Below are 24857 nucleotides of genomic sequence, written 5' to 3' on the forward strand. Positions count from 1 at the left end.
GAAGCAACTTGTCGGACGGCGGCCGGGGCGCACGGGCCCCGCCCGGTCTAGAACTCGAACATCAGCGTGGCGGCGAAGACCGTGCTTTGGGTCTTCAGGTTGTCGGGCTTTTTCAGCGGCCAGCCGGCCGACAGGTCGTAGCTGGCGTTGACCGCATTGGCGACCCCGGGCACGGCGATGCGGCCGCGCAGGCCCGCGACCGCGCCGACGAGGGTGCGGCTGGTCAGGTACTGCGCCGCCGGGCCGCCAACGCGGCCGGCATCCAGGCCCGCGTAAAGTTGCTGGCCCAGGTTGCCCAGGTTCAGCGACAGGTCATTGCGCAGCGTCCAGCCGTCTTCCGCGGCGAGCGTCATCTGGCCATCGAAGCCGCGCACCGCATAGCGGTTGCCGATGGTGAAGTAATCCGCGGGCACGATGGGCGTCTTGGCGTGCTGGATCTGCCAATTGGCCTGGTAGGCCAGTTGCTGGCCGGCCACCTTGAAGGGCAGGTAGAGGCCGGCGTTGGCCGTCAGGATGGTGCTGCGGCCGTTCCAGTCGGGATCGCCGTAGACGTAGCCGGGCTGGTCGGAGAACTGCGGCAGCGTGCCGCGCACGCCCCCGCCGAGGTCCAGCACCATCTGGTCGATGTATTGGCGGTGGCCGTAGCTGAACTCGTAGCCGACCACGTCGCGCCGCTGCACCTCGATGTCGATGTCGTTGAGGGTGCTGTTGGCACGCTTGCGCAGGAACTTCAGCATGGCGGTGCCCTTGTAGCTGGCGCCGCGGTAGGGCACCACCGACACGCCCGCTTCCACCTGCTTGCTGGTGCCGCCGTAGACGATGGGCTCATCGAAGCCGGCCACGGTCTGGCGGTAGCGCGACTTGCTGGCGCCGGCGAATAAAGTCCAGTAGCCGAACGGGATGCTGTAGTTGATGGACGCGGCGCGCGAGCCGGCGTCGCTGTTGCGCAGGTCGGCGTTGCTGTTCCAGGAGACCGACAACTGGTCATACAGGAACAGCGGCGAATCCAGCGTGAGACCGGCGTTGACCTGGTTCTTGCCGGTGGACTCCATGCCGGCGTTGTCCCCGCCCACATAGGCGTGCCAGCGCTTGCCCGTGCCGGGCTTGATGATGATGTCGGAGTCGCCCAGTTCAGGGCCGGGCGCGACGTCGATGGAAGCGTCGGCCTGGCCGGCCAGCCGGCGGATGTTTTCCAGCGCCTGGTCGAGGTCGCGCTGGTTGACCTCGCCGCCCGGCCAGGTGGGCAGCGCGGTGCGCCACCAGCCGGGCGCGCCCTCGCTCTTGACCCCGGAGATGCGGCCGGGCACGTAGCGCAGGGTCAGGGTGCCGCTGGCCAGCGATTGCTCCGGCACCAGCACGCGGGCGGTGATCAGGCCGCGGTCGATCAGGCGCGCCATCAGGTGTTCCTGGAGGACGCGCAGGCCCTGCCCGCCGATGCATTGCCCAAGCGTGGTGTCGGCGGCGCGGCGCAAAGCGGTCGGCGGACCGGCGCCATCCCAGACCACCTGGGCGATCGTGAAGCAGGGTGATTCCTCGGGGAAGACGAGCGGCCCCTCGCCGGGGACGGCGGGCGGCGCCGACAGCACGTCCGGCCGTTCGGCGGCGCGGGCCCGCTGGGCATCCAGCTCCTGCTCCTGGCGGCGTTGGATGTCGTTGGCGCGAGACGCCGCCTCCGCGGGCAAGGACTGGGCCGCCAGGCGAGGCAGGAAGGTCAGGGAGGCGATGGATGAAACGCACAGCGCCAGGCAGGGAAGCAGCCTCTGCCGGAGGCGGCTTCGCGATACGATGGTATGCACTTGTTTCTTATTGAAATTGCCGGTTTCCTTCCATAACGGAGGGAAATCGAATTAATTAAGCGCACATTTCAATTTATGCCAGCTTTTTCACGGATTTTCTGGCGACAATCGAAAATATGCACCAGCGGAAATGGCGGCCAGACGGTTACATGCCATTACGCTCACAACTTAGCGGGTCCTGCCGCCACTGGCGATGGGAACGGTCTGAAATCGCACGGAAGCCATGCCTTGCCGGCCGGGCTGATGCTGCCCCCGCTGTGCCAAAATCGCGCCCATGCCGATCGATAACCGCCTGACTCCCTCCGCCCTCGCCGCCCAGACGGCGCAATTGCCCGCCGCCTGGCAGGCCGCCTTGCAGGCCCCGCGCGTCGCCGCCGCACTGCAGGCCGTGACCGACCATGTGGAAAAGCGCCTGGCCGAAGGCGCGGTGGTGTATCCGGCCGAGCCGTTTCGTGCGCTGCACGGGCTGGCGCCGTCGGATGTGCGGGTGGTGATCCTGGGACAGGATCCCTATCACGGCCCCGGCCAGGCGCAGGGCCTGGCGTTTTCCGTGCCGGACGACTGCAAGCGTCCACCCAGCCTGCGCAACATCTTCAATGAGATCGCCCTGGAATATCCAGGCACGCCGCTGCCGGCGGGCAACGATCTCAGCCCGTGGGCCGACCAGGGCGTACTGCTGCTGAACACCGCGCTGACGGTGGAAGACGGCCAACCGGCGTCGCATGCCAAACGGGGCTGGGAGACGGTGACGGACGCCCTGATCGCGCGGGTCGCGCAGGACCCCTCGCCCAAGGTTTTCATGCTGTGGGGCGCGCATGCGCAGGCCAAGCAGGCGTTGCTACCGGACAACAGCGGTCACCTGGTCCTGATGTCCAATCACCCCTCTCCGCTGTCGGCCCGGCGTCCGCCCGTGCCATTCCTGGGCTGCGGCCACTTCCTGGCGACCAACCGCTGGCTGGCCGACCAAGGGAAAAACCCTATTGATTGGAGACTGGACAAAAAAATAATTCCCGCACAAGGCGAATTCGGGTTATGATCGCCGCACTGCACCAAACGAGTTCGGCATTTACCGCCTTGATTTAGCGGAAATTTCAGCAGTCTGCCGGGCAACCAAGCCCAGCCCCATGCCGAACATCATCGATTCCTGACCTCCTTTCCTTTCGCCCTGCGTTCCAAGCAGCATTACGGGAACGCGCCACGCGCACGGTTGATTCGGTCGGCACGATGCTCCATCAACCGTCGCCTGGATCCGGCCGCCTAATCCCCTGGCCCGACCAAGCACTGCGCCGCATTTGATCGCGGCAAGGGAAAGTAATGTCTTTCGAAACCCTGGGCCTGGCGCCCGCCCTGTTGTCGGCCCTGCAAGACGCTGGCTTCACCACCCCCACCACCGTCCAAGCCTCGGCCATTCCGCAGGCGCTGGCCGGCCACGACCTGATGGTCTCGTCGCAGACCGGTAGCGGCAAGACCGCCGCGTTCATGCTGCCGGCGCTGCACCGCATCGCCCAGACGCCCGCCAACAAGGGCGTCGGCGTGCAGGTGCTGGTGCTGGCCCCGACGCGCGAACTGGCCCTGCAGGTCACCGAGGCCACCGCCACCTATGGCCGCAAGCTGGCCGATCTGCGCACTGCCACCGTCGTCGGCGGCATGCCCTATGGCGCCCAACTGAAGGCGCTGTCGCGCCGCGTCGATGTGCTGGTGGCCACCCCCGGCCGCCTGATCGACCACCTGAATTCGGGTCGCGTCAAACTGAACACCGTGCACACCCTGGTGCTGGACGAAGCCGATCGCATGCTGGACATGGGCTTCATCGAGGACATCGAAACCATCGTTGGCCGCCTGCCCGCCGACCGCCAGACGCTGCTGTTCTCGGCCACGCTGGACGGCACCGTTGCCAAGCTGGCCGCGCGCATGATGCGCGACCCGCAGCGTATCGAAGTCGCCGGCGCCAAGGAAAAGCACACCAACATCACGCAGAGCCTGCTGTATGCGGACGACGCCAGCCACAAGATGCAGTTGCTGGACCACGTCCTGCGCGACGCTTCGCTGGACCAGGCCATCGTCTTCACGTCGACCAAGCGCGGCGCCGACGATCTGGCCGACCACCTGGCCGACCAGGGCTTTGCCGCCGCCGCCCTGCACGGCGACATGAACCAGCGCCAACGCACCCGCACGCTGTCGCAACTGCAACGCGGCCAACTGCGCATCCTGGTCGCCACCGACGTGGCCGCCCGCGGCATCGACGTCCAAGGCATCAGCCACGCCGTCAACTTCGACCTGCCGATGCAGGCCGAGGACTACGTGCACCGTATCGGCCGCACCGGCCGCGCCGGCCGCAACGGCCTGGCGTTCACGCTGGCCACGCATTCCGAGCGCCACAAGGTGCGACGCATCGAGCACTACATCGGCCAGTCCATCACGCCCGAAGTGATCGCCGGCCTGGAACCCAAGCGCACCCCGCGTCCCTCGACCGGCGGCGCGCCGCGCGGCGGCAAGCCTTTCGGCAAGCGTCCGGGCGGCTTCGGCGGCGGCTACCAGGGTCATCGTGACGGCGGTTCGCGTGAAGGCCGTTCGTTCGGCGGCCCGCGTGGTGAATTCAAGCCGCGCGAAGGCGGTTACCAGGGCGCCCGTGAAGGCGGCGCCGGTGGTTATCAAGGCAACCGCCCGTTCGGCGACCGCCCGGCCCGTTCGTTCGGTGATCGTCCCAGCTTCGGTGATCGTCCCCAGCGCGAAGGCGGCTACCAGGGCAATCGTCCCTTCGGCGACCGCCCCCCGCGTGAAGGCGGTTTCCGTGGCGGCGACCGTGATTCTCGCCCGAGCTTCAGCGACCGCCCCAGCTTCGGCGATCGCCCGCAGCGCGATCCGCGTCCGTTCAACGAGCGCGGCCCGCGTGAAGGCGGCTTCCGTGGCGGCGACCGCGACTCGCGCCCGAGCTTCAGCGATCGCCCCAGCTTCGGCGACCGTCCGCAGCGCGAAGGCGGCTTCCGCGGCGGCGACCGCTCGGAAGGCGGTTTCCGTGACCGTCCCAGCTTCGACAAGCGCCCCGGCGGCCCCGCCAAGCGCTTCAACAAGCCGGCCGGCGCCCGCCGCGGCTAAGCCCTGATCGGCACCCAACAAACCCCGCGCCTGTCGCGGGGTTTGTTTTTTGGGAAAATGCCCTATTCAAGACGCCTTTCCTTCCGCCATGCAACGCCCCGCTCCCGCCAACCTGCCCCCGCTGTCTCCCGCCGCCCAGGCCCATAGCGAAGCCGCCACCGCGCACCTGCGCGCCGCCATCGCCGCCGCTTCGGGCTGGCTGCCGTTCGATCACTGGATGGCCGAGGCGCTGTATGCGCCGGGGCTGGGTTATTACGCAGCGGGCAACGTCAAGCTGGCCGATCCCGATGCCCAGGCGCCTGCCGGCGACTTCGTCACCGCGCCGCAACTGACTCCGCTGTTCGCCCGCACCCTGGCACGCCAGGCAGCCCAGGTGCTGCGGCAGACCGATACCCAGGCGGTGCTGGAGTTCGGCGCCGGCACCGGCGCGCTGGCCGAAGGCGTGCTGCGCGAACTGGACGCGCTGGGGCTGCAGGATACGCAGTACCTGATTCTCGAAGTGTCGGCCGACCTGCGCGCGCGCCAGGCCGAGCGGCTGGCGCCGTTCGGCGAGCGGGTGCGCTGGCTGGATGCCCTGCCCGACCGTTTCCGCGGCTGCGTGCTCGCCAACGAGGTGCTGGACGCCATGCCGGTGTCGCTGTTCCGCTGGAGCGACGACGGCACGGTGCTGGAACGCGGCGTGGCGTGGGACGCCACGCAGGGTTTCGTCTGGGAAGACAGGCCAGCCCCGCCGCGCCTGGCCGAGGCGGTCACGGCGCGCATGCCGGCGCTGGCCGGCTATGTGTCCGAGATCAACCCGCAGGCCGAAGCGTGGATCGACGCCATGGGCCGCTGGCTGGAACAGGGCGCGGCGCTGCTGATCGACTACGGCTTTCCGCAGGGCGAGTACTACCACCCGCAGCGCGCCGGCGGCACGCTGATGTGCCATCTGCGCCACCACGCGCATGGCGACCCGTTTACCGCGCCGGGGCTGCAGGACATCACGGCGCACGTCGACTTCACCGCCATGGCGGATGCGGCGCAGGCGGCCGGCCTGCAGGTGCTGGGCTATACGTCGCAGGCGCGCTTCCTGATGAACGCTGGCTTGATGGAACTGCTGGCGCAACTGGACCCGAGCGATGCGCGCGCTTACGCGCAGGCGGTGGCGCCGGTGCAGAAGCTGCTGTCGGAAGCCGAGATGGGCGAACTCTTCAAGGTGCTGGCGGTGGGCCGCGGCATCACGCAGCCGCTGATCGGCTTTGCGCGCGGCGACCGGCTCGGCAAACTGTAGGTCTCGGCATCAGGCGGCGCGCAGCCGCTGCAGGCGCGCCTCGCGCACGCTCTGCTTGATGCGCGCCGGATCGCCGGCGCAGGCGCGGGCGATGGCGCCGGCATCCACGCCCCGCACCGCTTCGGCGCGTTCGCGCCAGGCGTCGATAGCCACCGGGCGCAGCACCGCCACTGTTTCCAACAGATCGAAAAAGCGCTCGGGTTTACGCAGCGCGTCGACGCGCTCCATCAGCGCGAGCTGCGCGTCGGCTTCGTCGCCGCCGGGCGCCTGCGTAGCGTCCAACCCCGTCAACATCTCGGGCAGGAGACGCGCGTAGTCGTTGCATTCGGTGGGCACGCGCAGCCGCCGGCCCAGCGCTTCCCGCTCGGGCGACAGGCGGCACAGCAAGGCATAGCGGCCCGGCAGCGACAGGTTGCGCGCGGCCGCGCGATCGACGTCATCGCCGGTCTCCTCGGAGCCCTGCAACTCGGGCATGACGCGTTCCAGCGCGCCGGACTGCCGCAGCACGTCGAACATGCGCGACGGCGCGGCGGCCATCAGGCCACGCGACACCTCTTTCCAGACGCGCTCGGCCACCAGGGCGTCGGCTTCGCCGGCCTCGACCATGCGGCGGCACAGCGCCAGGGTTTCGGGCGCGACGCTGAAGTCGGCAAAGCGCGCGGCGAAGCGCGCCAAGCGCAGGATGCGCACCGGATCTTCCTCGAAGGCCTCGCCCACGTGGCGGAACACGCGCGCGCGCACGTCGGCCGCGCCGCCGAGCGGGTCAACCAGCTCGCCATCCTGCTTCTGCGCGATGGCGTTGACGGTCAGATCGCGGCGGCGCAGGTCCTCTTCGAGCGTGACGTCGGCGCCGGTGTAGAAGGTGAAGCCCTTGTAGCCGCGGCCCGACTTGCGCTCGGTGCGCGCCAGCGCGTATTCCTCTTTGGTGACCGGGTGCAGGAACACCGGGAAATCGCCACCCACCGGAATGAAGCCGCGCCGCGCCATGTCCTCGGGCGTGGCGCCGACCACCACCCAGTCGTGATCGCCGGGCGTCAGGCCGAGCAGGGCGTCGCGCACCGCCCCGCCCACGATGTAGACCTGCAGGCCCTGCGTCGCCACATCCCCCGTCATGGCAGGGTGGTGCTTTCCGCGCCCAGCGGCACGACGTTGCCCAGCCGCTCTTTCAGCGACTGCGGCTGGCCGCTGAACATGGCGGCGTAGTAGACCGAGTTGGACATCACGTTCTTGACGTAGGTGCGCGTCTCGTTGAACGGAATGGTCTCGGCGAAGATCGCGCCTTCGACGGGATGGCTGAAGGTGGAGCGCCAGTTGTGCGGACGGCGCGGTCCGGCGTTGTAGCCGGCGCTGGCCAGCATCTGCGAGCCGTTCAGGTCGCGCAGCACCATGTTCAGGTAGTTGGTGCCCAGCTCGGTGTTGGTGTCGAAGTCGTTGACGCTGTCGGGCGTGAAGTTGCTCATGCCGATCTTGCCCGCCACCCACTTGGCGGTGGCCGGCATCAACTGCATCAGGCCGGAGGCGCCGACGTGCGAGCGCGCGTCCATGATGAAGCGCGACTCCTGGCGGATCAGGCCGTAGACCCAGGCGGGGTCGAGCGCGATGGCGTTGGCCTTGGCCGTGACGCGGCCTTCGAACGGCGCGATGAAGCGCTGGCTGAAGTCGAATTCCTTCTCGGTGCGGTCGGATGTGTTGACCACGCGATCGTAGATGTTCTCGGCGCGCGCCAGTTCGGCGGCGGCGAGCAGTTGGCGGTCGGTCATGCCGCGCAACGCGAAGTTCCATTCGGGCACGGCCTCCTGGCGCCAGCCCAGGCGGAACAACTGTACCGCGCGGCGCAGGCCCGGGTTGGCACGGGCCTCGGCGATCTCGCTGTCCGTGATGGGGGCCGGACGCGGCGGCACGGTGATGCGGCGGCCCAGTTCCTCGGCGGCCAACTGGCCGTAGAAGTCGAAGCGATCGGCGATGGAGGCGTAGGCCGCATTGGCCTGGTCGCGGCGTCCGGTGGCGGCCATGCCGCGCGCCTTCCAGTAGATCCAGGATGGATCCTGCTGTTGCGCGGCAGGCATCTGGTCGATGGACTCGATGACCCATTTCCAATCGATCTTGGGTTGACGCAGCGCCGCCCGCACCTTCCAACCGGCGTTGTATTCCGTCATGCGGATATGGCCGGCCTCGTGGTACCAGTCGTCGGCGCGGCTGTCCAGGTTGAGCGCGGCCACCAGCGCGTACTGGCCGCGGATCCAGGCCAGGTTCGACTTGGCCATGGACTTGGCCCACTCGCGCCGCAGGTAGGAATCCGCCACGTTGATGTCGGAACGGGCCAGGCGCGCCAGGGCGATGGTGACCAGTTCTTTTTCGTTGCGGCCCACCGGCAGGCGGTCCTGCCGCGTCAGCCAGCGCATCGGGTCCTTGATGAGGACGTCGTAGGTCTTCTGGTCGCGCGGCTCGAACATGTACTGCACGAACTTGCGCGCGTCGGCGGTCTTGTTGGCCTCGATGGCGTCGCGCAACTGCGGTTCGAGCTGATCCCAGCCCAGGACGTTGTCCGCGACCAACTGGTCGTACAGCGACCAGCAGGCGCCGCCTGGCGCGAACACCGCCACGGCCTGCCCGGCCGTGGCGCGCTGGCCGGTCATGTGCTTGGCGTTGAGGATGGCGCATTCGATCTGGGCGTTGCTGTTCTTGACCGGCGCGAGCTTGCGCACCAGGTCGAAATCGCCGCTGCGCGCGGCAGCCAGCAGCCAGTCAGCGCGCAAGCGGTCGGCCAGGTAGGCGTCGCCGTTGCCGTTGATGAATTTCTGCAGATCGGTGTTGGGACGCCCGCCCGCGGGCGGGCTCCACAATTGGTAGCGCAACAGCCAGTATTCCGGGTACATGCCGAGCGGATCGGACTTGGCCTGCGGCACCAGGGCTCCCAGCACCGACCACTGCTTGCGGTTCATGGCTTCGCGCGCGGCCACCACGGCGGCGAGCGCCGGCGTATCGGCGGTGGGCGGCAGGCCGGCCAGCGCGGCCGGCGGCACGGCGATGGCCGGCTGCGGCGCCTGCGCGGCGGGTTGCGGCTGGGGACTGACGGACGCGGTGCGTTGCTGGGCGTCGACAGGCGCGCAGGCGGCCGTGAACAGCGCCAGCAACGGCAGCCAGCGGCGCAAGCCTGCACGGGTGTCGACCGCGCGCAGGGATTTCCCACCGGTTTTCTGATACCGTCCAGATTGCGGGGCCCGGACCGCCGTCATGGGATTGCGCGCGGCCTTCATGCGCGGACCTTGGCGACGGCTTGCGGATCGGCGCAGTGATAGGCGCAACGACAGGCGTGGCAATACGCGCGGTTGTCGGCGAGGCCGCCGACGCGGTTGCCCGCGCGCAGGTTCGCGCCGTTATACGTGTTATCGCTGACCCGCATTGTCGCCTTCATTTTTTCACCCCTGTTACAGCTACCGCATGACTACGCAAAATACTCCAGAGGATACCGCAAGCCAGCTACGCACGCGATTGCGGAAACTGCGTGCCGAACTGCCCGAAGACCAGCGCAGCCGCGGCGGCCTGCTGATGCGCGCGCGCCTGTTCACCTGGCTCAACGTGGCCCGCGACGAAGCCGTCCGCGCCGGCCGCGCCGCGCCGCGCACCGTGGCCGCCTTCTGGCCCATGGAAGACGAGCCCGATCTGCGTCCGCTGCTGGAGCAATGGACCGAAAACGGCGTCACGGTGGCGCTGCCGGTGGTGCGTGAACGCAACGCGCCCCTGGCCTTCCTGCCCTGGACGCCGGACGCGGAACTGCGCGCCGGCCCCTACGGCATCCAGGAACCGGTGCACGGCGCCGAGGTGCTGCCCGACGTGCTGCTGGTGCCCACCCTGGGTTACACCGAATCCGCCGACCGCCTGGGGTACGGTGGCGGCTACTACGACCGCACCCTGGCGGCGCTGCGCGACCGCGGCCATGCCTTCACGGCCATCGGCGTCGCCTGGAGCTGTGGCGAGCTGGACGCCGACTACGCGCCGGCCGCGCATGACTTCCGCCTGGACGCCGTCATTACGCCGGATGGCTGGGTGCCACATGTGCCCAATGAGCAACCGGGCCCGGGCGGCACCACGCTGCACCACTACACCCTGCGCTGACGCACCAGTCTCGCCCAAGGGCTTGCACCAAAATAGTGCAAGCCCTATGATCTGCCCCTGATATCGTCGATTGCCGCCGTGCGCGGCGCCCCCGGCAGGCGGCCCCCCCTTCATCGCCTGCCCCCCCGACGCGGCCCGTCCACCTTGTCATCGTCGGCCCGCAACGCCTGCATTCCGACCCGTTTCACCCCGCGTTACCGCCATTCCCGTCCAAGCGGGGCTTGCCGTCCCGCTTGCGCCCTCGAGCCCGCCGCTCATTCGGAGGGTAGCCATCCGCCGCCGACGAGAGGATATTTACCTCCAGGCGGTATCCCGACAGCGCCAGCGCAAGCTGGCACACGGGTTGCTTATTCATTCAGACCGGCCGCGCAAGGGCCGGCCAACGGCCGCGCGCTAGCGGGCCGTCAGCATCTGCAACGGAGGAGCCATGAAGGACAGATCATCCCGTCCCGCCGCCTACGACGAAATGCGCGACAGCGCCGGCGGCATACGCTCCCACTACCAGGCCTTCGAGCGCTGGCACCAGGAGCAATCGGCGGAAGCCATGGCGGCGCGCCGCCTGGAGGCCGACCTGAGTTTCCGGCGGGTCGGCATCACTTTTTCAGTGGCCGGCGACGCGGCCGGCACCGAACGCCTGATCCCGTTCGACATGATTCCGCGCGTCATCCCCGCCGACGAATGGCGCCGCCTGGAGGCCGGCCTGAAGCAGCGCGTGCGGGCGCTGAACATGTTCATCCACGACATCTACCATGGCCATGACATCGTGCGCGCCGGCGTGGTGCCGGCCGAGCAGGTGTTCCTGAACGCCCAGTACCGCCCCGAGATGCAGGACGTGGACGTGGCCGAGGACATCTACTGCCACATCGCCGGGGTCGACATTGTGCGCGCCGGCGCCGGCGAGTTCTACGTGCTGGAGGACAACCTGCGGGTGCCGTCCGGCGTGTCCTACATGCTGGAGAACCGCAAGATGTCGATGCGGCTGATGCCCGACGCGTTCAGCCGCATCAAGGTCGAACCGGTGGCGCACTACCCCGACCTGCTGCTGGACAACCTGCGCGAAGTGGCGCCGCACGGCGGCGATGATCCCACGGTGGTGGTGCTGACGCCCGGCATGTACAACTCGGCCTATTTCGAGCACGCCTTCCTGGCGCAGCAGATGGGCGTGGAGCTGGTGGAGGGCCAGGATCTTTTTGTCGAGCAGAACACGGTCTACATGCGCACCACGCAGGGGCCGCGCAAGGTGGACGTGATCTACCGCCGGCTGGACGACGACTTCCTCGACCCGCTGTCGTTCCGCGCAGACTCGGCGCTCGGCGTGCCCGGCCTGTTGTCGGTGTATCGCGCCGGCCGCGTGACGCTGGCCAATGCCATCGGCACCGGCATCGCCGACGACAAGTCCACCTACCTCTACGTGCCCGACATGATCCGCTTTTATCTGAGCGAGGAGCCGATCCTGTCGAACGTGCCGACCTGGCGCTGCGGCCGTCCCGACGAGCTGTCGCACGTGCTGGCCAACATGCACGAGCTGGTGGTCAAGGAGGTGCATGGCGCCGGCGGCTACGGCATGCTGGTGGGACCATCCGCGACCCACGCCGAGGTCGAGTCGTTCAAGGATCGGGTGCGCGCCAATCCCGCCAACTACATCGCGCAGCCCACGCTGGCCCTGTCCACGGTGCCGACCTACGTTGAATCCGGCGTCGCGCCGCGCCACGTCGACCTGCGCCCCTACGTGCTGTGCGGCAAGGACATCCGTACCGTGCCCGGCGGGCTGTGCCGCGTGGCGCTGACCGAAGGCTCGCTGGTGGTCAACAGCAGCCAGGGCGGCGGCACCAAGGACACCTGGGTTCTGGAGGAATAACGATGCTGAGCCGAACCGCCGACAACCTGTTCTGGATGTGCCGCTACACCGAGCGCGCCGAGAACACCGCCCGCATGCTGGACGTGAACCTGCAGATGTCGCTGCTGCCGCAGGACGCGCAGACCCGCGAAGGCTCGTGGAATGCCGTGCTGCGCATCTCCGAATTGCACCGCCTCTATCACGCCAAGCACGCCGCGATATCACCGCAGGACGTACTGCAGTACATGGTGCGCGATGCCGAGAACCCCTCGTCCATCTACAGTTGCATGCGCGCCGCGCGCGAGAACGCCCGCGCGGTGCGCGGCAGCCTCACCACCGAAGTCTGGGAGACCTACAACACCACCTGGCTGGAACTGCTCAAGCACCTGCACACCGGCCTGCTGGAACGCAACCCGGGCGAGTTCTTCGAGTGGGTCAAGTTCCGCTCGCACCTGGCGCGCGGCGTCACCATCGGCACCATGCTGGAGGACGAGGCGCTGTACTTCCTGCGCATCGGCATGCACCTGGAGCGGGCGGACAACACCGCGCGGATGCTGGATGTGAAGTTCCACGAGCGCGACGGCGACGGCGCGCAGCAACAGCAACAGGAAGGCCGCAGCGAAGGCGGCCCTTCGGGCGCGCTGCAAAGCGAGTTCTACCGCTGGTCTGCGCTGCTCAGCTCGGTGTCCGGGCTGGAGATCTATCGCAAGGTGTACCGCGACGTCATCACGCCGGACCGCGTGGCCGAGCTGCTGATCCTGCATCCCGACATGCCGCGCTCGCTGCTGGCGGCCATGCGGGCGGTATCCGAGGATCTGGCCCGTGTGTCCAACCAGCGCTCGACCGAAACCCAGCGACGCGCCGGCATGCTGTGCGCCGAACTGCAATTCGGCCGCGTCGAGGACATCCTGCGCAGCGGCCTGCACCAGTACCTGGAGCACTTCCTGGACCGCATCAACGACCTGGGCAACCGGATCAGCCAGGACTTCCTGGTGCCGTTGTCGGCATGACAAGGAGACAGGCATGAAACAGATCATCACGCACGTCACGCACTACCGCTATACCGCGCCCGTCACCTACAGCATCCAGACGCTGCGGCTGACGCCGCGCGACGACGAACACCAGCGCGTGCTGCGCTGGCACATCGAGGCGCCCGGCGCGCTCGAACAGCAGGTGGACGCCTACGGCAACATCACCCACACGCTGACGCTGAACCGGCCGCACACGGAAATCGAACTGCGCGTGGTCGGGCAGGTGCTGGTCGACCCGTTGGCGCAAGGCGCGCTGGGCGGTGAGGACAGCCGCCTGCCGGTGCACGCCTATTGCGTGCAGACGCCGCTGACGCAGGCTGACGACACCATCCTCGCCTTCGCCCACGCCGTGCTGCCTGACGGCCTGAACACGCCCGCCGACGTGCTGACACTGGCCACCGCGATCCACGACCGGGTCGCCTACGAGCCCGGCACCACCGACGTCACCACCGCCGCCGGCCAGGTGCTGGCGCTGGGCCATGGCGTTTGCCAGGACCATGCCCACCTGTTCCTGGCCTGCGTGCGCGGCCTGGGCGTGCCGGCCCGCTACGTCAGCGGCTATCTGTACACCACCAACGAACACGCGGCCAGCCACGCCTGGGCCGATGTCTGGCTGGCGGGCACCGGCTGGACCAGCGTGGACGTCACCAACCGCCAATTCGCGTCCGATTGCCACTGCCGCCTGGCGGTGGGGCGCGATTATGATTCCGCCTCGCCCGTGCGCGGCGTGCGCACCGGCGGCGGCGAGGAATCCATGGAGGTCTCGGTGCAGGTGCAGACGGCATTGCAGCAATAGCCCCGCCCGGCCACGCCGCAATACAATGCGGTGTGGTTTTTTCCTTTTTTAGATCATGACCTACTGCGTAGCCGCCCGCCTCGACGCCGGCCTGGTTTTCCTGTCCGACTCCCGCACCAATGCCGGGGTCGATCAGATCAGCGTCTTCCGCAAGATGACCGTCTTCGAACGTCCCGGCGAGCGCATGATGGTGCTGATGACCTCGGGCAATCTGGCCGTCAGCCAGGCCGTGCTGAACGCGCTGGCGCGCCAGCAGGACGAGGGCGGCGAAACCGTCTGGAACGCGCCCGACATGTTCGAGGCCACCCGCCGCGTCGGCGCGGCGGTGCGCGCGGTCTACCACCGTGAAGCGGCGGCCCTGCATGAACAGGGCGTGGACTTCAATGTCAGCCTCATCTTCGGCGGCCAGATCGGCGCCGAGCGCTGCCGGCTGTTCCAGGTGTATTCGGCTGGCAACTTCATCGAGGCCGGCTCCGAATGCCCGTACTTCCAGATCGGTGAAGCCAAGTACGGCAAGCCCATCCTGGACCGCGTGCTGCGCCCTGATACCTCGCTGGACGAAGCCGCCAAGTGCGCGCTGATCTCCATGGATTCGACGCTGCGCTCGAACATCTCGGTCGGCCTGCCGCTGGACCTGCTGGTCTATGACGCCGACGCGCTGCGCGTCACGCACTTCGCCAGCATCGACGAGCACAACGAATATTTCCGCATGATCCGCGGCACCTGGGGCGAACGCTTGCGCCAGGTGTTCGCCGAGATCCCGGATCCGCTCTGGACCCGTCCGGAAGACCCGGGTTCGCTGGTGCCCGCCAGCCGGGAGCACCAGCCGTTGCGTGCCGAACCGGTGGACGTGACACCGCCGGCCTATCCGGCGCCGCAGGTGCTGGCGGAGGATCCGGGGAAGGACCAACCGAACTAGGCGCCTGACAACGCTTTATCAGACCCTGGAGGATGAGTCCTGCTTTTTCGAGGAGCCACGCCTGCAATCGCAGTTTTCCGCCATGATGCTTGCGGGCGCTCTCGAGCCGACTTACACTGATTCCAACGCATGTGAATTCTCATATGCCCACCTTCCGAGGCCCGCACGCAAACCATTGCTGCGGGCTTTCGTGTTTCTGCGGACGAGGGTCTTGGACACCATCCCCCGAGGGCTCGGAACGTGCATTACGTTGTCTATCTCGATGAATTCGGCCATGTTGGCCCTTTCCTTGCCCGCGACCACGCGCACTACAAGACAAGCCCGGTTTTCGGGTTCGGCGGCTTTCTGTTACCGGTCGATGCCGTGCGCGAATTCGCCATCTACTTCTACAGACTCAAATGCCATCTGCTGAGATTTGAACTGGATCGGCAGGATCAACCCGCCCATCGCTGGGAAAAAAAGGGCGCACAGCTCTACACCGTCAAGAACGTGCTCACATACAAGGCGCTGCGGGTATCGACGGGGCGATTACTGAACCAGATTCGCAAGGTGGGAGGCTACGTCATTTATGCAGGGGAATGTAAATCGGCCGATGCGCACGCGGATCGGGCCGCGGATCTTTTCAAGCGCCAACTGCTGCGCTTGATCCGAATCGCAGACCAATTCTGCAGTGCTCGAAACGCCACCTTCCTGGTGATGCTAGACGAACAACAAGCCGGCAATGACTGGCGTGAGCGCAACATGGAAGCGTGCACCCAGGCAATGTTCGAGGACCCGTACGAGAAATGCAGAGCGTTGATCGAGCCCCCCATTCAAGGTGAGAGCTATTTGTTCCAGACTCTGCAATGCGCGGACTGGATCTGCGGCTTGATCGGCCGATTGTGCGCCTACCAGACCACCCCGGATCAATACGAAGACTGGGCGATTTTTCACCGATATTTTGACGGCCGGATACGCAATTCCACGTTTCCCGCCTGCGGCCTCAGCTACCCTGGCGCTGCGACAGGGCGCGACTGACACCGGCTTACCGTACAAACCCGGCTTTCCGCTTCCCTAAACCCGGCTTGTAAAACCACAAATTCTCATCTCGCGGCTGGCGCGCCACACTGGCGCCAGCCCGCCATGCTTCGTCTTGCGGGTTGCCATAACACCATAAGGACGAGACATGACCCCGAATTTCCCGCGCGCCCTGCGGCGCCTGGCCGCGCCACTGCTGGCGCTGGGCTGCCTGGCAGGCGGCCCGGCCACGGCCCAGGACAACTATCCCAACCACGCCATTTCGCTGGTCGTGCCGTTCGCGGCGGGCGGCCCCACCGATGTCGTGGCCCGCAGCCTGGGGGCCGCCATGTCCAAGACTCTCGGCCAGAGCATCATCGTCGAGAACCGGCCCGGGGCGGGCGGCACGCTGGCGGCCACGCATGTGGCGCGCGCCGCGCCCGACGGCTACACCTTCCTGATCCACCACAACGGCATGGCGACTGCCCCGGCACTGTACCGCAAGCTGCCATTCAATCCGCTGACCGACTTCGCCTATGTCGGCCAGGTGGCCGACGTGCCCATGACGCTGCTGGGCCGCAAGGATCTGCCGCCCGCCGACATGGTGGAATTCATCAAGTACGCGCGCGCCAACGGCAACAAGATCAACCTGGCCAACGCCGGCCTGGGCGCGGTGTCGCAGCTATGCGGCATGCTGTTGCAGGAAGCGCTGGGCACGCAGTTCACCACCATCCCGTATGCCGGCACCGCCCCCGCGCTGACGGCGCTGCTGGGCGGCCAGGTGGATGTGCTGTGCGACCAGACCACGCAGACCATTCCGCACATCAAGGCGCAGCGGGTCAAGCTATACGGCGTGACCACGCTGGATCGCATCAAGACGCTGCCCGATGCTTCGACGCTGCAGGAAAGCGGGCTGAAGGGCTTCGAGGTCAAGGTCTGGCACGGCGTGTACGCGCCCAAGGGCACCCCGCCGGAAGTGGTGGCGAAGTTCAATGCATCCCTGCGCGCGGCGCTCAAGGACCCCGCCTTCACGCAGAAGATGGCCGAGCTGGGCGCGGAAATCGTGCCCGAGGCCAAGCAGACGCCGGCCGGCCTGCAAAGCTGGCTGCAGTCGGAAGTGGACAAGTGGGGGCCGATCATCCGCAAGGCGGGTGTGTACGCGGACTGAAGCGTCATGCGGGCCGTTGAGGCGTGCTTGCCGTCGCCCCCAAGCCGGCCCGTCGCTGCAACGAGGCGCGCGTGCCGGTCAGGCGCGATGAGACCCTGACGCGCCCGAGAAAAAGGCCGGCAATAGCTGCCGGCCTTTGCGTTACTGCGCGCTGCGCGCCGCGGGGATCACACGCTCAATTCCTTCCACACCGCCAACGGCGCTTCGGCGTGGTTGAGGGTGTAGAAGTGCAGGCCCGGCGCGCCATTGTCCAGCAGGTTCTGGCACAGCTCTGTGACCACATCCACGCCAAAGGCGCGGATCGAGGCCTTGTCGTCGCCGAGTTCGGCCAGGCGCAGGCGGATCCAGCGCGGCACTTCGGCGCCGCACATTTCCGAAAAGCGCAGCAGTTGGGTGTGGTTGGTGATGGGCATGATGCCCGGCACGATCGGCACCCGCACACCCTTGGCCTGGGCGCGGTCGACAAAGTCGAAGTAGGCGTCGGCGTTGAAGAAGTACTGGGTGATGGCGGCATTGGCGCCCGCCTTGACCTTGGCCACGAAGTGATCCAGGTCCGCCGACGGATTGGCGGCCTGCGGGTGCATTTCGGGATAGGCCGCCACTTCGATGTGGAACCAGTCGCCCGTTTCCTCGCGGATGAACGACACCAGCTCGTTGGCATAGCGCAGTTCGCCGGCGTCGCCGCCCATGCCCGAGGGCAGGTCGCCGCGCAAGGCCACCACGCGCCGCACGCCTTCGTTCTTGTAGGCCTGCAGGATGTCCCGCAGGTCCTGGCGCGAGGCGCCGACGCACGACAGGTGCGGCGCCGCGTCGCAGCCCAGGTTACGCAGCGTGCGCACCGCGTCGGCGGTGCCGGCGCGGGTGGAGCCGCCGGCGCCGAACGTCACGCTGACGTACTTGGGCTGGATCGCCAGCATCTGCTTGGCCGCGCGGACCAGCCGCTCCTGGCCAGCCAGGTCGCGAGGCGGAAAGAATTCCAGGCTGAACGCCGGAGAAGTCGAGTCGGACATATCGGATCAGTTATCCATAGCGCCATGCGCATTGCATGAAACAGGTGCCGCCCCCCTCGGGGTGCCGCGGAGCCGGCTTGGCCGGTCCGCTGGCACGCCCCCTTGAGGGGGAGCGCGTAGCGCTCGGGGGTGGGAATTCAGGGGATCAGTTTGGTAAGCAGGCCCGAGATGATGCTGTACAGGATCGCACCGCCCACGGCCCACCAGAACCCGTTGACCTGGAAGCCCTTCAGCACGGAGCCGACGAACCAGAACAACAAGGCGTTGATGACGATGAGGAAGAGACCGAGCGTGACGATCGTGATGGGCAGTGTCAGCAGCACCAGCACCGGCTTGACCAGCATGTTGACCAGGCCCAGCACCAGCGCGGCGATGAGCGCCGAACCGAAGCTGGCCACGGTGATGCCGGGCAGCAAGTAGGCAACGGCCAACAGGGCCACCGCGTTCAGGATCCAGACGAGTATCAATGCCATTGTTCGACCTCCTGTATTGACGCTCCGCGGTCCCGCCATCGCCAGGCGAGACGGGCAAGCCCCGCGGACCGGAAAGCCCGCGCCGACATGGCGCGGCACTTTCCTATTTTGCTACAAGCATCAGTAGCGGTAGTGATTCGGCTTGTAAGGACCTTCGACCGGAACGCTGATGTAGTCGGCCTGGTCCTTGCGCAGCGTGGTCAGGTTCACGCCCAGCTTCTTCAGGTGCAGGCGCGCGACCTTCTCGTCCAGGTGCTTGGGCAGCACGTAGACTTCGCCCGACTCGTAGGCTTCGTTGCGCGTGAACAGTTCGATCTGGGCGATGGTCTGGTTGGCGAACGACGACGACATCACGAACGAGGGGTGGCCGGTGGCGCAACCCAGGTTCACCAGGCGGCCCTGGGCCAGCAGGATGATGCGCTTGCCGTCCGGGAAGATGACGTGGTCGACTTGCGGCTTGATCTCTTCCCACTTGCAGTCGGCCAGGCTGGCGACGTCGATTTCGTTGTCGAAGTGGCCGATGTTGCAGACGATCGCCTGGTCCTTCATGGCGTTCATGTGCTCACGCGTGATGACGTGGAAGTTGCCGGTGGCGGTGACGAAGATGTCGCCGTGGGCGGCGGCTTCTTCCATGGTCACGACCTTGAAGCCTTCCATGGCGGCCTGCAGGGCGCAGATCGGGTCGATTTCGGTGACCCACACCTGGGCGCGCAGGGCGACCAGCGCCTGGGCGCAGCCCTTGCCCACGTCGCCATAGCCAGCGACAACGGCGATCTTGCCGGCGACCATCACGTCGGTGGCGCGCTTGATGCCGTCGACGAGCGATTCGCGGCAGCCGTACAGGTTGTCGAACTTGGACTTGGTGACCGAGTCGTTGACGTTGATGGCGGCGAAGGCCAGCTCGCCCTTCTGCGACATCTGGTACAGGCGGTGCACGCCGGTGGTGGTTTCCTCGGTCACGCCCTTGATCAGGGCAAGGCGCGTCGAGTACCACTTCGGATCACGCTCGAGCGTTTTCTTGATGGCGGCGTACAGCACGCGCTCTTCCTCGCTGCCGGGGTTGGCCAGCACCGAGATGTCCTTCTCGGCCTTGGTGCCCAGGTGCAGCATCAACGTGGCGTCGCCGCCATCGTCGAGGATCATGTTGGCGTTCTGGCCATTGGGCCATTCGAAGATCTTGTGGGTGTACTGCCAGTATTCTTCCAGCGTTTCGCCCTTGACGGCGAAGACCGGCGTGCCCGACGCGGCGATGGCGGCGGCGGCGTGGTCCTGCGTGGAGAAGATGTTGCACGAGGCCCAGCGCACTTCGGCGCCCAGGGCCACCAGCGTCTCGATCAGCACGCCGGTCTGGATGGTCATGTGCAGGCTGCCGGCGATGCGGGCGCCCTTGAGCGGCTGCTTGGCGGCGAACTCTTCGCGGATGGCCATCAGGCCGGGCATTTCGGTTTCGGCGATGGCCAGCTCGCGGCGGCCCCAGCCTGCCAGCGACAGGTCGGCGACGATGTAGTCGGAGAAGGATTTATCGGTTACAGCGTTCATGGTGTTGTAGGCTCCACGTGAAAAACGAACGGCGCACGATACGGCCGGACAACGCGAAACCACCACGACAATCGAGTGCTCGCCTTTTCCGCCATACGCGACAAAGGTGAGCGCCGTTGCTGTAACGCCACGCATGACGCGACGTTTGAACAAGGATTCCTGAGCCTGGCGAACCGGGTTCCGCGGGTCATGGGCCAGGGCATGGTCCGTGACGGGAACAGCAGGGTCGTCGCAACGCTCCTCAGGATTGCCCAGCATTGTACCGGTTTGGCCTGCCAGGGGAAATGCCCGGCGGGCGGGAGCGGCGGCGGGCCGCGCCGTCCCTGGACACGCCTCAGCCAGTCTGGATCAGCGCTTTGGCCAGTTCCGCGCCGGGCGTCAGCGGCACCAGCGAGGCCAGCAGGTCCGAGGCCACCGCGTCCCAACTGCGCGTCAGGGCGTGCTCGCGCACCGCGTGCCGGTCCAGCGTCGCCGCGCTGCGGCAGGCGTGCGCCAGGTCCTCGTCGAGGATGCCGGTGACACCCTGCGCCACCACCGCGAGCGGCGCCTCGCTGCGGAACGCGGCCACCGGCGTGCCGCAGGCCATCGCCTCCAGCATTACCAGACCAAAGGTATCCGTCCGGCTGGGAAAGACGAACACGTCGGCGCCGCTATAAAAGGCCGGTAGCGCGCCATCGCTCTGCATGCCGAGGAACAGGGCTTCGGGAAAGCGCTTTTTCAGCCGCGCCTCGTCGGGGCCTGCGCCGACCACCACCTTGGTGCCGGGCAGGTCCAGCGACAGGAAGGCGTCCAGGTTCTTCTCGCGCGCCACGCGGCCAACCGACAGGAAGACGGGCCGTGGCAGGTCCTGGAACGCCCTCTCGGGGACAGGCTGGAACTTGCGCGGATCGACGCCGCGCGACCACACGCGCAGGTTGGCGAATTCGCGCCGCGCCAGGATGTCGCGCACCGTCGGCGTGGGCACCAGCACGCATTGCGACGGCCGGTGGAACCAGCGCAGGAAGCGCCACGGCAACGCGGCCGGAATGCCCATGCGCGCCTGCAGGTAGTCGGGGAACATGGTGTGAAACGAGGTGGTGAAGCGCCAGCCACGCGACAGCGCCATGCGCCGCGCCGCCAGGCCCAGCGGGCCTTCGGTGGCGATATGGAGCGCGTCGGGCACGGTATCGCCCAGGATGCGGCGCAGTTGCCGCCCGGGCTGCAGGCAGAGCCGCAAATCAGGCTCGGAGGGGGCCGGCACGGTGCGGCTGCCCTGGGGATTCACCACGATCAGTTCGTGGCCCCATTCGGTGAGGATCTGCTGCATGGTCGTCCAGGTGCGGACGACGCCATTGACTTGCGGATGCCAGGCATCCGTAACCAGGACGATGCGCATGATGAGGCCGGAAGTGGGCGACAGCGCGATTTAGCCCGCGCCATGTGACACCCTCAAGACCGCCCTCCGGCGCGACCGGCCTAGTTGTTGCGGCGGGGATACCCCTGCGCCTTGATGCGGATCCAGACTTCGCGCTTTTCCTCTTCCGTCATGAAGACCCAGTTGGCCACTTCCATGGCCGTGCGGCCGCAGCCCCGGCAGATATCGTCGAACAGCGTGGAACAAACGGCAACGCAGGGGGAATCCGAGGCCCGGAAGGCGCGCTGGGCGTCCTCCGGTTCAGGCAATTCGGTCAGATCGGCAAAGGAAGCATTCATGGCCGAAGAGTACCACCAGGGTTGCGTCCCCTTTTGGATTTCCCTACCCCCCGCCGTGGCTTGATTGACAGCCTGGCTAGCGCGCGTCCCAGCCAAAAAAATCGGACACCTCGCGCAACAACGCGTCTGGCGTCTCCTCGGCCAGGTAGTGGGCGCCGGGCAGCGATCCGCCGGAGACGTCGTCCGCCACCGCCCGCCACAACCCCAGCACGTCGAAATTGCGCCCGACCGCGCCGCGCTCGCCCCACAGCACGCGCAGCGGCATGCGCAGGCGCTCGCCGGCCGCGCGGCCCTGGCGGTCATGCTCCAGGTCCAGCGTGGCGGAGGCGCGGTAGTCCTCGCAGATGCCGGTGGCCCAGCCGGGCAGGCGCGCGGTGCGGTCGTACTCGGCCATCGCTTCCTCGGAAAAATGCGCCAGGCCGCCGGGGCGCCCGCCCATGACCGACCGCAGGTAGAACACCGGATCACGTTCGATCATGGTTTCGGGCATCGGCGCCGGCTGGATCAGCCAGAACCAGTGGTAGTAGGCCTGGGCGAAGGCGCGGGTGGTGTTCTCGTACATGTCCAGCGTCGGCGCGATGTCCAGCAGCATCATGCGTCCGACGGCGTCGGCATGGTCCAGGGCCAGGCGGTGCGCAACACGGGCGCCGCGGTCGTGGGCCAGCACATCGAAACGTTGATGGCCCAGGGCGCGCATCAGCGCCACCATGTCAGCGGCCATGGTGCGCTTGGAATGCGCGGCATGGTCCGGCGTGGCGGCCGGCTTGTCGCTGTCGCCGTAGCCGCGCAGGTCGGCCGCCACGCACGTGTGGCGGCGCGTCAGCTCGGGCCACACCCGGTGCCAGATGGCGTGGGTCTGCGGATGGCCGTGCAGCAACAGCAGTGGCGGCCCCTGGCCGTCGATGCGGGCGGCGATGTGAATACCGTTGACCTCGTGACGGCGCACGGGAAGATCGAAGAAAGCGGTCATTGCGGTCGGTGCCTCTCAGTCTGTGGCGTTCATTGGCCGAGCCGGTCGCGCACGCGGCGCGCCACGTCTTTCATCCAGGGATGCCGCGCCCAGTGGCCGGCCTCGAAGTGTTCCACATCCGCCAACTGCTGTAACGAGGCGCCCACCATGTCCTGCCCCTGCGAGAACATGCGGCGGTGCCGCGCCGGCAATTCGAAATGCCCGGTCCAGCCGTCCGCGGCCCGCACCGTGCCCGCCAGCGCGTCGATCTCGACGCGGTTGGCGCCGGGATCGGACACCCGCGCCAAGAGCGCGTCGACATCGGCCGGCGGCAGGCTCACCAGCAGCAGGCCATTATTGAGCGCGTTGAAGTAGAAGATCTCGCCGAAGCTGGCGGCCACGACCGCGCGGATACCGTACTGCATCAGTCCCCAGACGGCATGTTCGCGGCTGGAGCCACAGCCGAAATTGGGCCCGGCCACCAGCACCGAGGCGCCGGCGTAGGCGGGCTGGTTCAGCACGCAGTCCGGACGTGGCGCGCCGTTGGCGTCAAAGCGCAGGTCATAGAGCAGGCCGCGGTCCAGCCCGGCCTTGTCGATGATGCGCAGAAACTGCTTGGGCATGACCTGGTCGGTGTCCAGATTGGAGTACGGCAGGGGCGCGGCGACGCCGCTGATGATCTGGTTCATGACAGGTTCTCCAGGTCGCGCACGTCGACGATGCGGCCGGCCAGCGCCGCTGCGGCGGCCATGGCGGGACTCATCAAGTGGGTACGGCCGGCTCGCCCCTGGCGGCCTTCGAAGTTGCGGTTGGTGGTGGATGCGCAGCGCTCGCCCGGCCGCAGCACGTCGTCGTTCATGGCCAGGCACATGGAACAGCCCGGCTGGCGCCATTCGAAGCCGGCATCGACCAGCGTGGCCGCGATGCCTTCGGCCTCGGCCTGGGCGCGCACCGCGCCCGAGCCCGGCACCACCATGGCGCGGACCCCATCGGCCACCCTGCGGCCGCGCACGACGTCGGCGACCACGCGCAGGTCCTCGATGCGCCCATTGGTGCACGAACCGATGAAGACCCGCTCGATCGGCACCCCGGCGATCGGCGCACCGGGTTGCAGGCCGATGTATTCCACGGCCTTTTCCAGCGCCAGGCGCGCCAGCGCATCCGGCTCGGCCTGGGGATCGGGGACCGTGCCGGTGATCGGCATGGCCTGGTCGGGACTGGTGCCCCAGGTCACGAACGGCGCGATCCGCGCCGCGTCGAAGACATGCTCGGCGTCGAACGCCGCGTCAGCATCCGTGCGCAGGGTAGCCCAATAGGCGCGCGCCTGCGCCAGTTCGCTGGCGTCCAGGTGTCGCGCGCGGGCAGCGACATAGGCGTCGGTCGTGGCGTCCGGCGCGATCAGCGCGGCGCGGGCGCCGGCTTCCACCGTCATGTTGCACAGGGTCATGCGGGCTTCGGCCGACAGGCCTTCGATGGCGCTGCCGCAGAATTCCACGGCATGGCCGCGCGCGCCCTGCGCGCCGATGCGGTGCACCACGTAGATCACCAGGTCCTTGGCCGACACGCCAGCGGGCAGGCGGCCGTCGATGCGGATGCGCATGTTGCGCGCGACCCGGTAGACCAGCGTCTGCGTCGCCAGGATGTGCTCGACTTCCGAGGTGCCGATGCCGAAACCCAGCGCCCCCAGCGCGCCGTAGGTGGTGGTGTGGCTGTCGCCGCACAGCACCACCATGCCCGGCAGGATCATGCCGTGCTCGGGCGCGATCACGTGTTCGATGCCCTGCAGCGGATCGGTGGTGTCGAACAGCGCGATGTCCTGCTCGTCGCAATTGCGCTTGAGATTGCGGGCCTGGCGCGATGAAGCGTCGTCCGCAATCACGCGCAGCGCGGCCGGCACCGGATGGGTGGGAATGATGTGGTCCACCACCGCCATCTGCTGCGCGGGCCGCAGGACGCGGCGGCCACGAGCGGCCAGGCCGCTGAAGGCCTGCGGACTGGTGTACTCGTTCATGATGTGCAGATCGACGTACAGCAGGATGTGCTCGTCGTCGATGCGGGCCACCTCATGGCTGGCCACCAGTTTGTCGTATAGCGTCATGCCGGGCATGTCGGTGCTTCCTTGCAAAAAGAGACGCGCCCGCGCGGGGCGCGATGAAACCGGTGCAGCCG

The 24857-nt window shown here is 67.5% G+C and carries 22 protein-coding genes and 1 riboswitch; of the genes, 10 read left to right on the forward strand and 12 right to left on the reverse strand.

Translation table 11 applies throughout. The annotated features are described in order from the left end of the window. Nucleotides 1–47 precede the first annotated feature (47 nt). The gene (locus tag AAID08_RS27385; RefSeq protein ID WP_269872896.1) at nucleotides 48–1796 is read right to left on the reverse strand and encodes a ShlB/FhaC/HecB family hemolysin secretion/activation protein; all 1749 of its coding nucleotides are present in this window, start codon (nucleotides 1794–1796) and stop codon (nucleotides 48–50) included. Between the two features lie 274 nt (nucleotides 1797–2070). On the opposite strand from AAID08_RS27385, the gene AAID08_RS27390 reads away from it, so the two are divergent. The 3 genes from AAID08_RS27390 to AAID08_RS27400 all read left to right on the forward strand — a co-directional run bounded on the left by AAID08_RS27390 (nucleotide 2071) and on the right by AAID08_RS27400 (nucleotide 6162). Then, nucleotides 2071–2832: a uracil-DNA glycosylase gene (locus AAID08_RS27390; protein WP_372415180.1), complete on the forward strand. Its 762-nt coding sequence runs from the start codon at nucleotides 2071–2073 to the stop codon at nucleotides 2830–2832. 278 nt (nucleotides 2833–3110) lie between these two features. Then, entirely contained in the window at nucleotides 3111–4892 is a 1782-nt protein-coding gene (locus tag AAID08_RS27395) for a DEAD/DEAH box helicase (protein ID WP_054500348.1), read from the forward strand. Nucleotides 4893–4980: 88 nt separating this feature from the next. Beyond that, complete coding sequence (locus tag AAID08_RS27400; protein WP_064528695.1) at nucleotides 4981–6162, forward strand: class I SAM-dependent methyltransferase; 1182 nt, start codon at nucleotides 4981–4983, stop codon at nucleotides 6160–6162. Nucleotides 6163–6171: 9 nt separating this feature from the next. On the opposite strand, the gene AAID08_RS27405 is transcribed toward AAID08_RS27400, so the two are convergent. The 3 genes from AAID08_RS27405 to AAID08_RS27415 are packed head-to-tail and all read right to left on the reverse strand — an operon-like array spanning nucleotide 6172 to nucleotide 9577. After that, complete coding sequence (locus AAID08_RS27405; protein WP_064528697.1) at nucleotides 6172–7275, reverse strand: tRNA CCA-pyrophosphorylase; 1104 nt, start codon at nucleotides 7273–7275, stop codon at nucleotides 6172–6174. Then, nucleotides 7272–9419 (reverse strand): transglycosylase SLT domain-containing protein, encoded by a 2148-nt coding sequence (locus tag AAID08_RS27410; RefSeq protein ID WP_395757154.1) that lies wholly within the window; start codon nucleotides 9417–9419, stop codon nucleotides 7272–7274. Before AAID08_RS27410 ends, AAID08_RS27405 begins: the two co-directional genes overlap by 4 nt. Beyond that, nucleotides 9416–9577, reverse strand: a complete 162-nt coding sequence (locus AAID08_RS27415) for a hypothetical protein (protein ID WP_155755634.1) — start codon at nucleotides 9575–9577, stop codon at nucleotides 9416–9418. Before AAID08_RS27415 ends, AAID08_RS27410 begins: the two co-directional genes overlap by 4 nt. A gap of 26 nt (nucleotides 9578–9603) precedes the next feature. Here AAID08_RS27415 and AAID08_RS27420 point away from each other — a divergent pair, with 26 nt between their 5' ends. From AAID08_RS27420 to AAID08_RS27450, 7 genes are all read left to right on the forward strand, one after another. After that, nucleotides 9604–10278, forward strand: coding sequence for a 5-formyltetrahydrofolate cyclo-ligase (locus tag AAID08_RS27420; protein ID WP_064528699.1), 675 nt, complete (start codon nucleotides 9604–9606; stop codon nucleotides 10276–10278). A 427-nt stretch (nucleotides 10279–10705) separates the two neighbouring features. Beyond that, the gene (locus AAID08_RS27425; RefSeq protein ID WP_054500344.1) at nucleotides 10706–12136 is read left to right on the forward strand and encodes a circularly permuted type 2 ATP-grasp protein; all 1431 of its coding nucleotides are present in this window, start codon (nucleotides 10706–10708) and stop codon (nucleotides 12134–12136) included. Between the two features lie 2 nt (nucleotides 12137–12138). Continuing rightward, nucleotides 12139–13125 carry an alpha-E domain-containing protein gene (locus AAID08_RS27430; protein ID WP_395757155.1) on the forward strand — a complete coding sequence of 329 codons (987 nt, stop codon included), beginning with the start codon at nucleotides 12139–12141 and terminating at the stop codon, nucleotides 13123–13125. Nucleotides 13126–13138: 13 nt separating this feature from the next. Next, nucleotides 13139–13942, forward strand: a complete 804-nt coding sequence (locus AAID08_RS27435; protein ID WP_144655974.1) for a transglutaminase family protein — start codon at nucleotides 13139–13141, stop codon at nucleotides 13940–13942. Nucleotides 13943–13997: 55 nt separating this feature from the next. After that, nucleotides 13998–14861, forward strand: coding sequence for a proteasome-type protease (locus AAID08_RS27440; protein WP_064528036.1), 864 nt, complete (start codon nucleotides 13998–14000; stop codon nucleotides 14859–14861). A gap of 240 nt (nucleotides 14862–15101) precedes the next feature. Beyond that, nucleotides 15102–15878, forward strand: a complete 777-nt coding sequence (locus AAID08_RS27445; RefSeq protein ID WP_082401787.1) for a DUF3800 domain-containing protein — start codon at nucleotides 15102–15104, stop codon at nucleotides 15876–15878. Nucleotides 15879–16026: 148 nt separating this feature from the next. After that, nucleotides 16027–17025: a tripartite tricarboxylate transporter substrate-binding protein gene (locus AAID08_RS27450; protein ID WP_064528034.1), complete on the forward strand. Its 999-nt coding sequence runs from the start codon at nucleotides 16027–16029 to the stop codon at nucleotides 17023–17025. Nucleotides 17026–17192: 167 nt separating this feature from the next. Here AAID08_RS27450 and metF read toward each other — a convergent pair whose 3' ends face one another. The 8 genes from metF to leuC all read right to left on the reverse strand — a co-directional run bounded on the left by metF (nucleotide 17193) and on the right by leuC (nucleotide 24795). After that, on the reverse strand, nucleotides 17193–18035 hold the full coding sequence (metF, locus tag AAID08_RS27455; RefSeq protein ID WP_020925929.1) for a methylenetetrahydrofolate reductase [NAD(P)H]: 843 nt from the start codon (nucleotides 18033–18035) through the stop codon (nucleotides 17193–17195). A 137-nt stretch (nucleotides 18036–18172) separates the two neighbouring features. Then, a complete protein-coding gene (locus tag AAID08_RS27460; protein ID WP_006389784.1) occupies nucleotides 18173–18508 on the reverse strand; it encodes a phage holin family protein in 336 nt (111 codons plus the stop codon). Between the two features lie 120 nt (nucleotides 18509–18628). After that, entirely contained in the window at nucleotides 18629–20047 is a 1419-nt protein-coding gene (gene ahcY / locus AAID08_RS27465) for an adenosylhomocysteinase (RefSeq protein WP_395757156.1), read from the reverse strand. A gap of 101 nt (nucleotides 20048–20148) precedes the next feature. After that, nucleotides 20149–20296, reverse strand: a riboswitch (S-adenosyl-L-homocysteine riboswitch). 85 nt (nucleotides 20297–20381) lie between these two features. Further along, nucleotides 20382–21422 (reverse strand): glycosyltransferase family 1 protein, encoded by a 1041-nt coding sequence (locus AAID08_RS27470; protein WP_116792333.1) that lies wholly within the window; start codon nucleotides 21420–21422, stop codon nucleotides 20382–20384. 80 nt (nucleotides 21423–21502) lie between these two features. After that, on the reverse strand, nucleotides 21503–21739 hold the full coding sequence (locus AAID08_RS27475; RefSeq protein ID WP_054500339.1) for a DUF1289 domain-containing protein: 237 nt from the start codon (nucleotides 21737–21739) through the stop codon (nucleotides 21503–21505). Nucleotides 21740–21815: 76 nt separating this feature from the next. Continuing rightward, nucleotides 21816–22709, reverse strand: a complete 894-nt coding sequence (locus tag AAID08_RS27480; RefSeq protein WP_395757157.1) for an alpha/beta fold hydrolase — start codon at nucleotides 22707–22709, stop codon at nucleotides 21816–21818. Between the two features lie 29 nt (nucleotides 22710–22738). Continuing rightward, nucleotides 22739–23377 carry a 3-isopropylmalate dehydratase small subunit gene (gene leuD / locus AAID08_RS27485; RefSeq protein ID WP_395757158.1) on the reverse strand — a complete coding sequence of 213 codons (639 nt, stop codon included), beginning with the start codon at nucleotides 23375–23377 and terminating at the stop codon, nucleotides 22739–22741. After that, on the reverse strand, nucleotides 23374–24795 hold the full coding sequence (gene leuC / locus AAID08_RS27490; protein ID WP_395757159.1) for a 3-isopropylmalate dehydratase large subunit: 1422 nt from the start codon (nucleotides 24793–24795) through the stop codon (nucleotides 23374–23376). Before leuC ends, leuD begins: the two co-directional genes overlap by 4 nt. Nucleotides 24796–24857: the final 62 nt, after the last annotated feature.

The sequence above is a fragment of the Achromobacter sp. EB05 genome, assembly GCF_044232075.1.
Classification (GTDB): Bacteria; Pseudomonadota; Gammaproteobacteria; order Burkholderiales; family Burkholderiaceae_B; genus Achromobacter; species Achromobacter dolens.

Bases quoted from the DNA above. Each gene is read 5' to 3' on its own strand.
- AAID08_RS27425 (WP_054500344.1), top strand. From the start codon at position 10,706: ATGAAGGACAGATCATCCCGTCCCGCCGCCTACGACGAAATGCGCGAC.
- metF (WP_020925929.1), bottom strand. From the start codon at position 18,035: ATGTCCGACTCGACTTCTCCGGCGTTCAGCCTGGAATTCTTTCCGCCT.
- AAID08_RS27390 (WP_372415180.1), top strand. From the start codon at position 2,071: ATGCCGATCGATAACCGCCTGACTCCCTCCGCCCTCGCCGCCCAGACG.
- AAID08_RS27470 (WP_116792333.1), bottom strand. From the start codon at position 21,422: ATGCGCATCGTCCTGGTTACGGATGCCTGGCATCCGCAAGTCAATGGC.
- ahcY (WP_395757156.1), bottom strand. From the start codon at position 20,047: ATGAACGCTGTAACCGATAAATCCTTCTCCGACTACATCGTCGCCGAC.
- AAID08_RS27405 (WP_064528697.1), bottom strand. From the start codon at position 7,275: ATGACGGGGGATGTGGCGACGCAGGGCCTGCAGGTCTACATCGTGGGC.
- AAID08_RS27480 (WP_395757157.1), bottom strand. From the start codon at position 22,709: ATGACCGCTTTCTTCGATCTTCCCGTGCGCCGTCACGAGGTCAACGGT.
- AAID08_RS27400 (WP_064528695.1), top strand. From the start codon at position 4,981: ATGCAACGCCCCGCTCCCGCCAACCTGCCCCCGCTGTCTCCCGCCGCC.
- AAID08_RS27410 (WP_395757154.1), bottom strand. From the start codon at position 9,419: ATGAAGGCCGCGCGCAATCCCATGACGGCGGTCCGGGCCCCGCAATCT.
- AAID08_RS27395 (WP_054500348.1), top strand. From the start codon at position 3,111: ATGTCTTTCGAAACCCTGGGCCTGGCGCCCGCCCTGTTGTCGGCCCTG.
- leuD (WP_395757158.1), bottom strand. From the start codon at position 23,377: ATGAACCAGATCATCAGCGGCGTCGCCGCGCCCCTGCCGTACTCCAAT.
- leuC (WP_395757159.1), bottom strand. From the start codon at position 24,795: ATGCCCGGCATGACGCTATACGACAAACTGGTGGCCAGCCATGAGGTG.
- AAID08_RS27430 (WP_395757155.1), top strand. From the start codon at position 12,139: ATGCTGAGCCGAACCGCCGACAACCTGTTCTGGATGTGCCGCTACACC.
- AAID08_RS27475 (WP_054500339.1), bottom strand. From the start codon at position 21,739: ATGAATGCTTCCTTTGCCGATCTGACCGAATTGCCTGAACCGGAGGAC.
- AAID08_RS27415 (WP_155755634.1), bottom strand. From the start codon at position 9,577: ATGAAGGCGACAATGCGGGTCAGCGATAACACGTATAACGGCGCGAAC.
- AAID08_RS27435 (WP_144655974.1), top strand. From the start codon at position 13,139: ATGAAACAGATCATCACGCACGTCACGCACTACCGCTATACCGCGCCC.
- AAID08_RS27440 (WP_064528036.1), top strand. From the start codon at position 13,998: ATGACCTACTGCGTAGCCGCCCGCCTCGACGCCGGCCTGGTTTTCCTG.
- AAID08_RS27460 (WP_006389784.1), bottom strand. From the start codon at position 18,508: ATGGCATTGATACTCGTCTGGATCCTGAACGCGGTGGCCCTGTTGGCC.
- AAID08_RS27420 (WP_064528699.1), top strand. From the start codon at position 9,604: ATGACTACGCAAAATACTCCAGAGGATACCGCAAGCCAGCTACGCACG.
- AAID08_RS27450 (WP_064528034.1), top strand. From the start codon at position 16,027: ATGACCCCGAATTTCCCGCGCGCCCTGCGGCGCCTGGCCGCGCCACTG.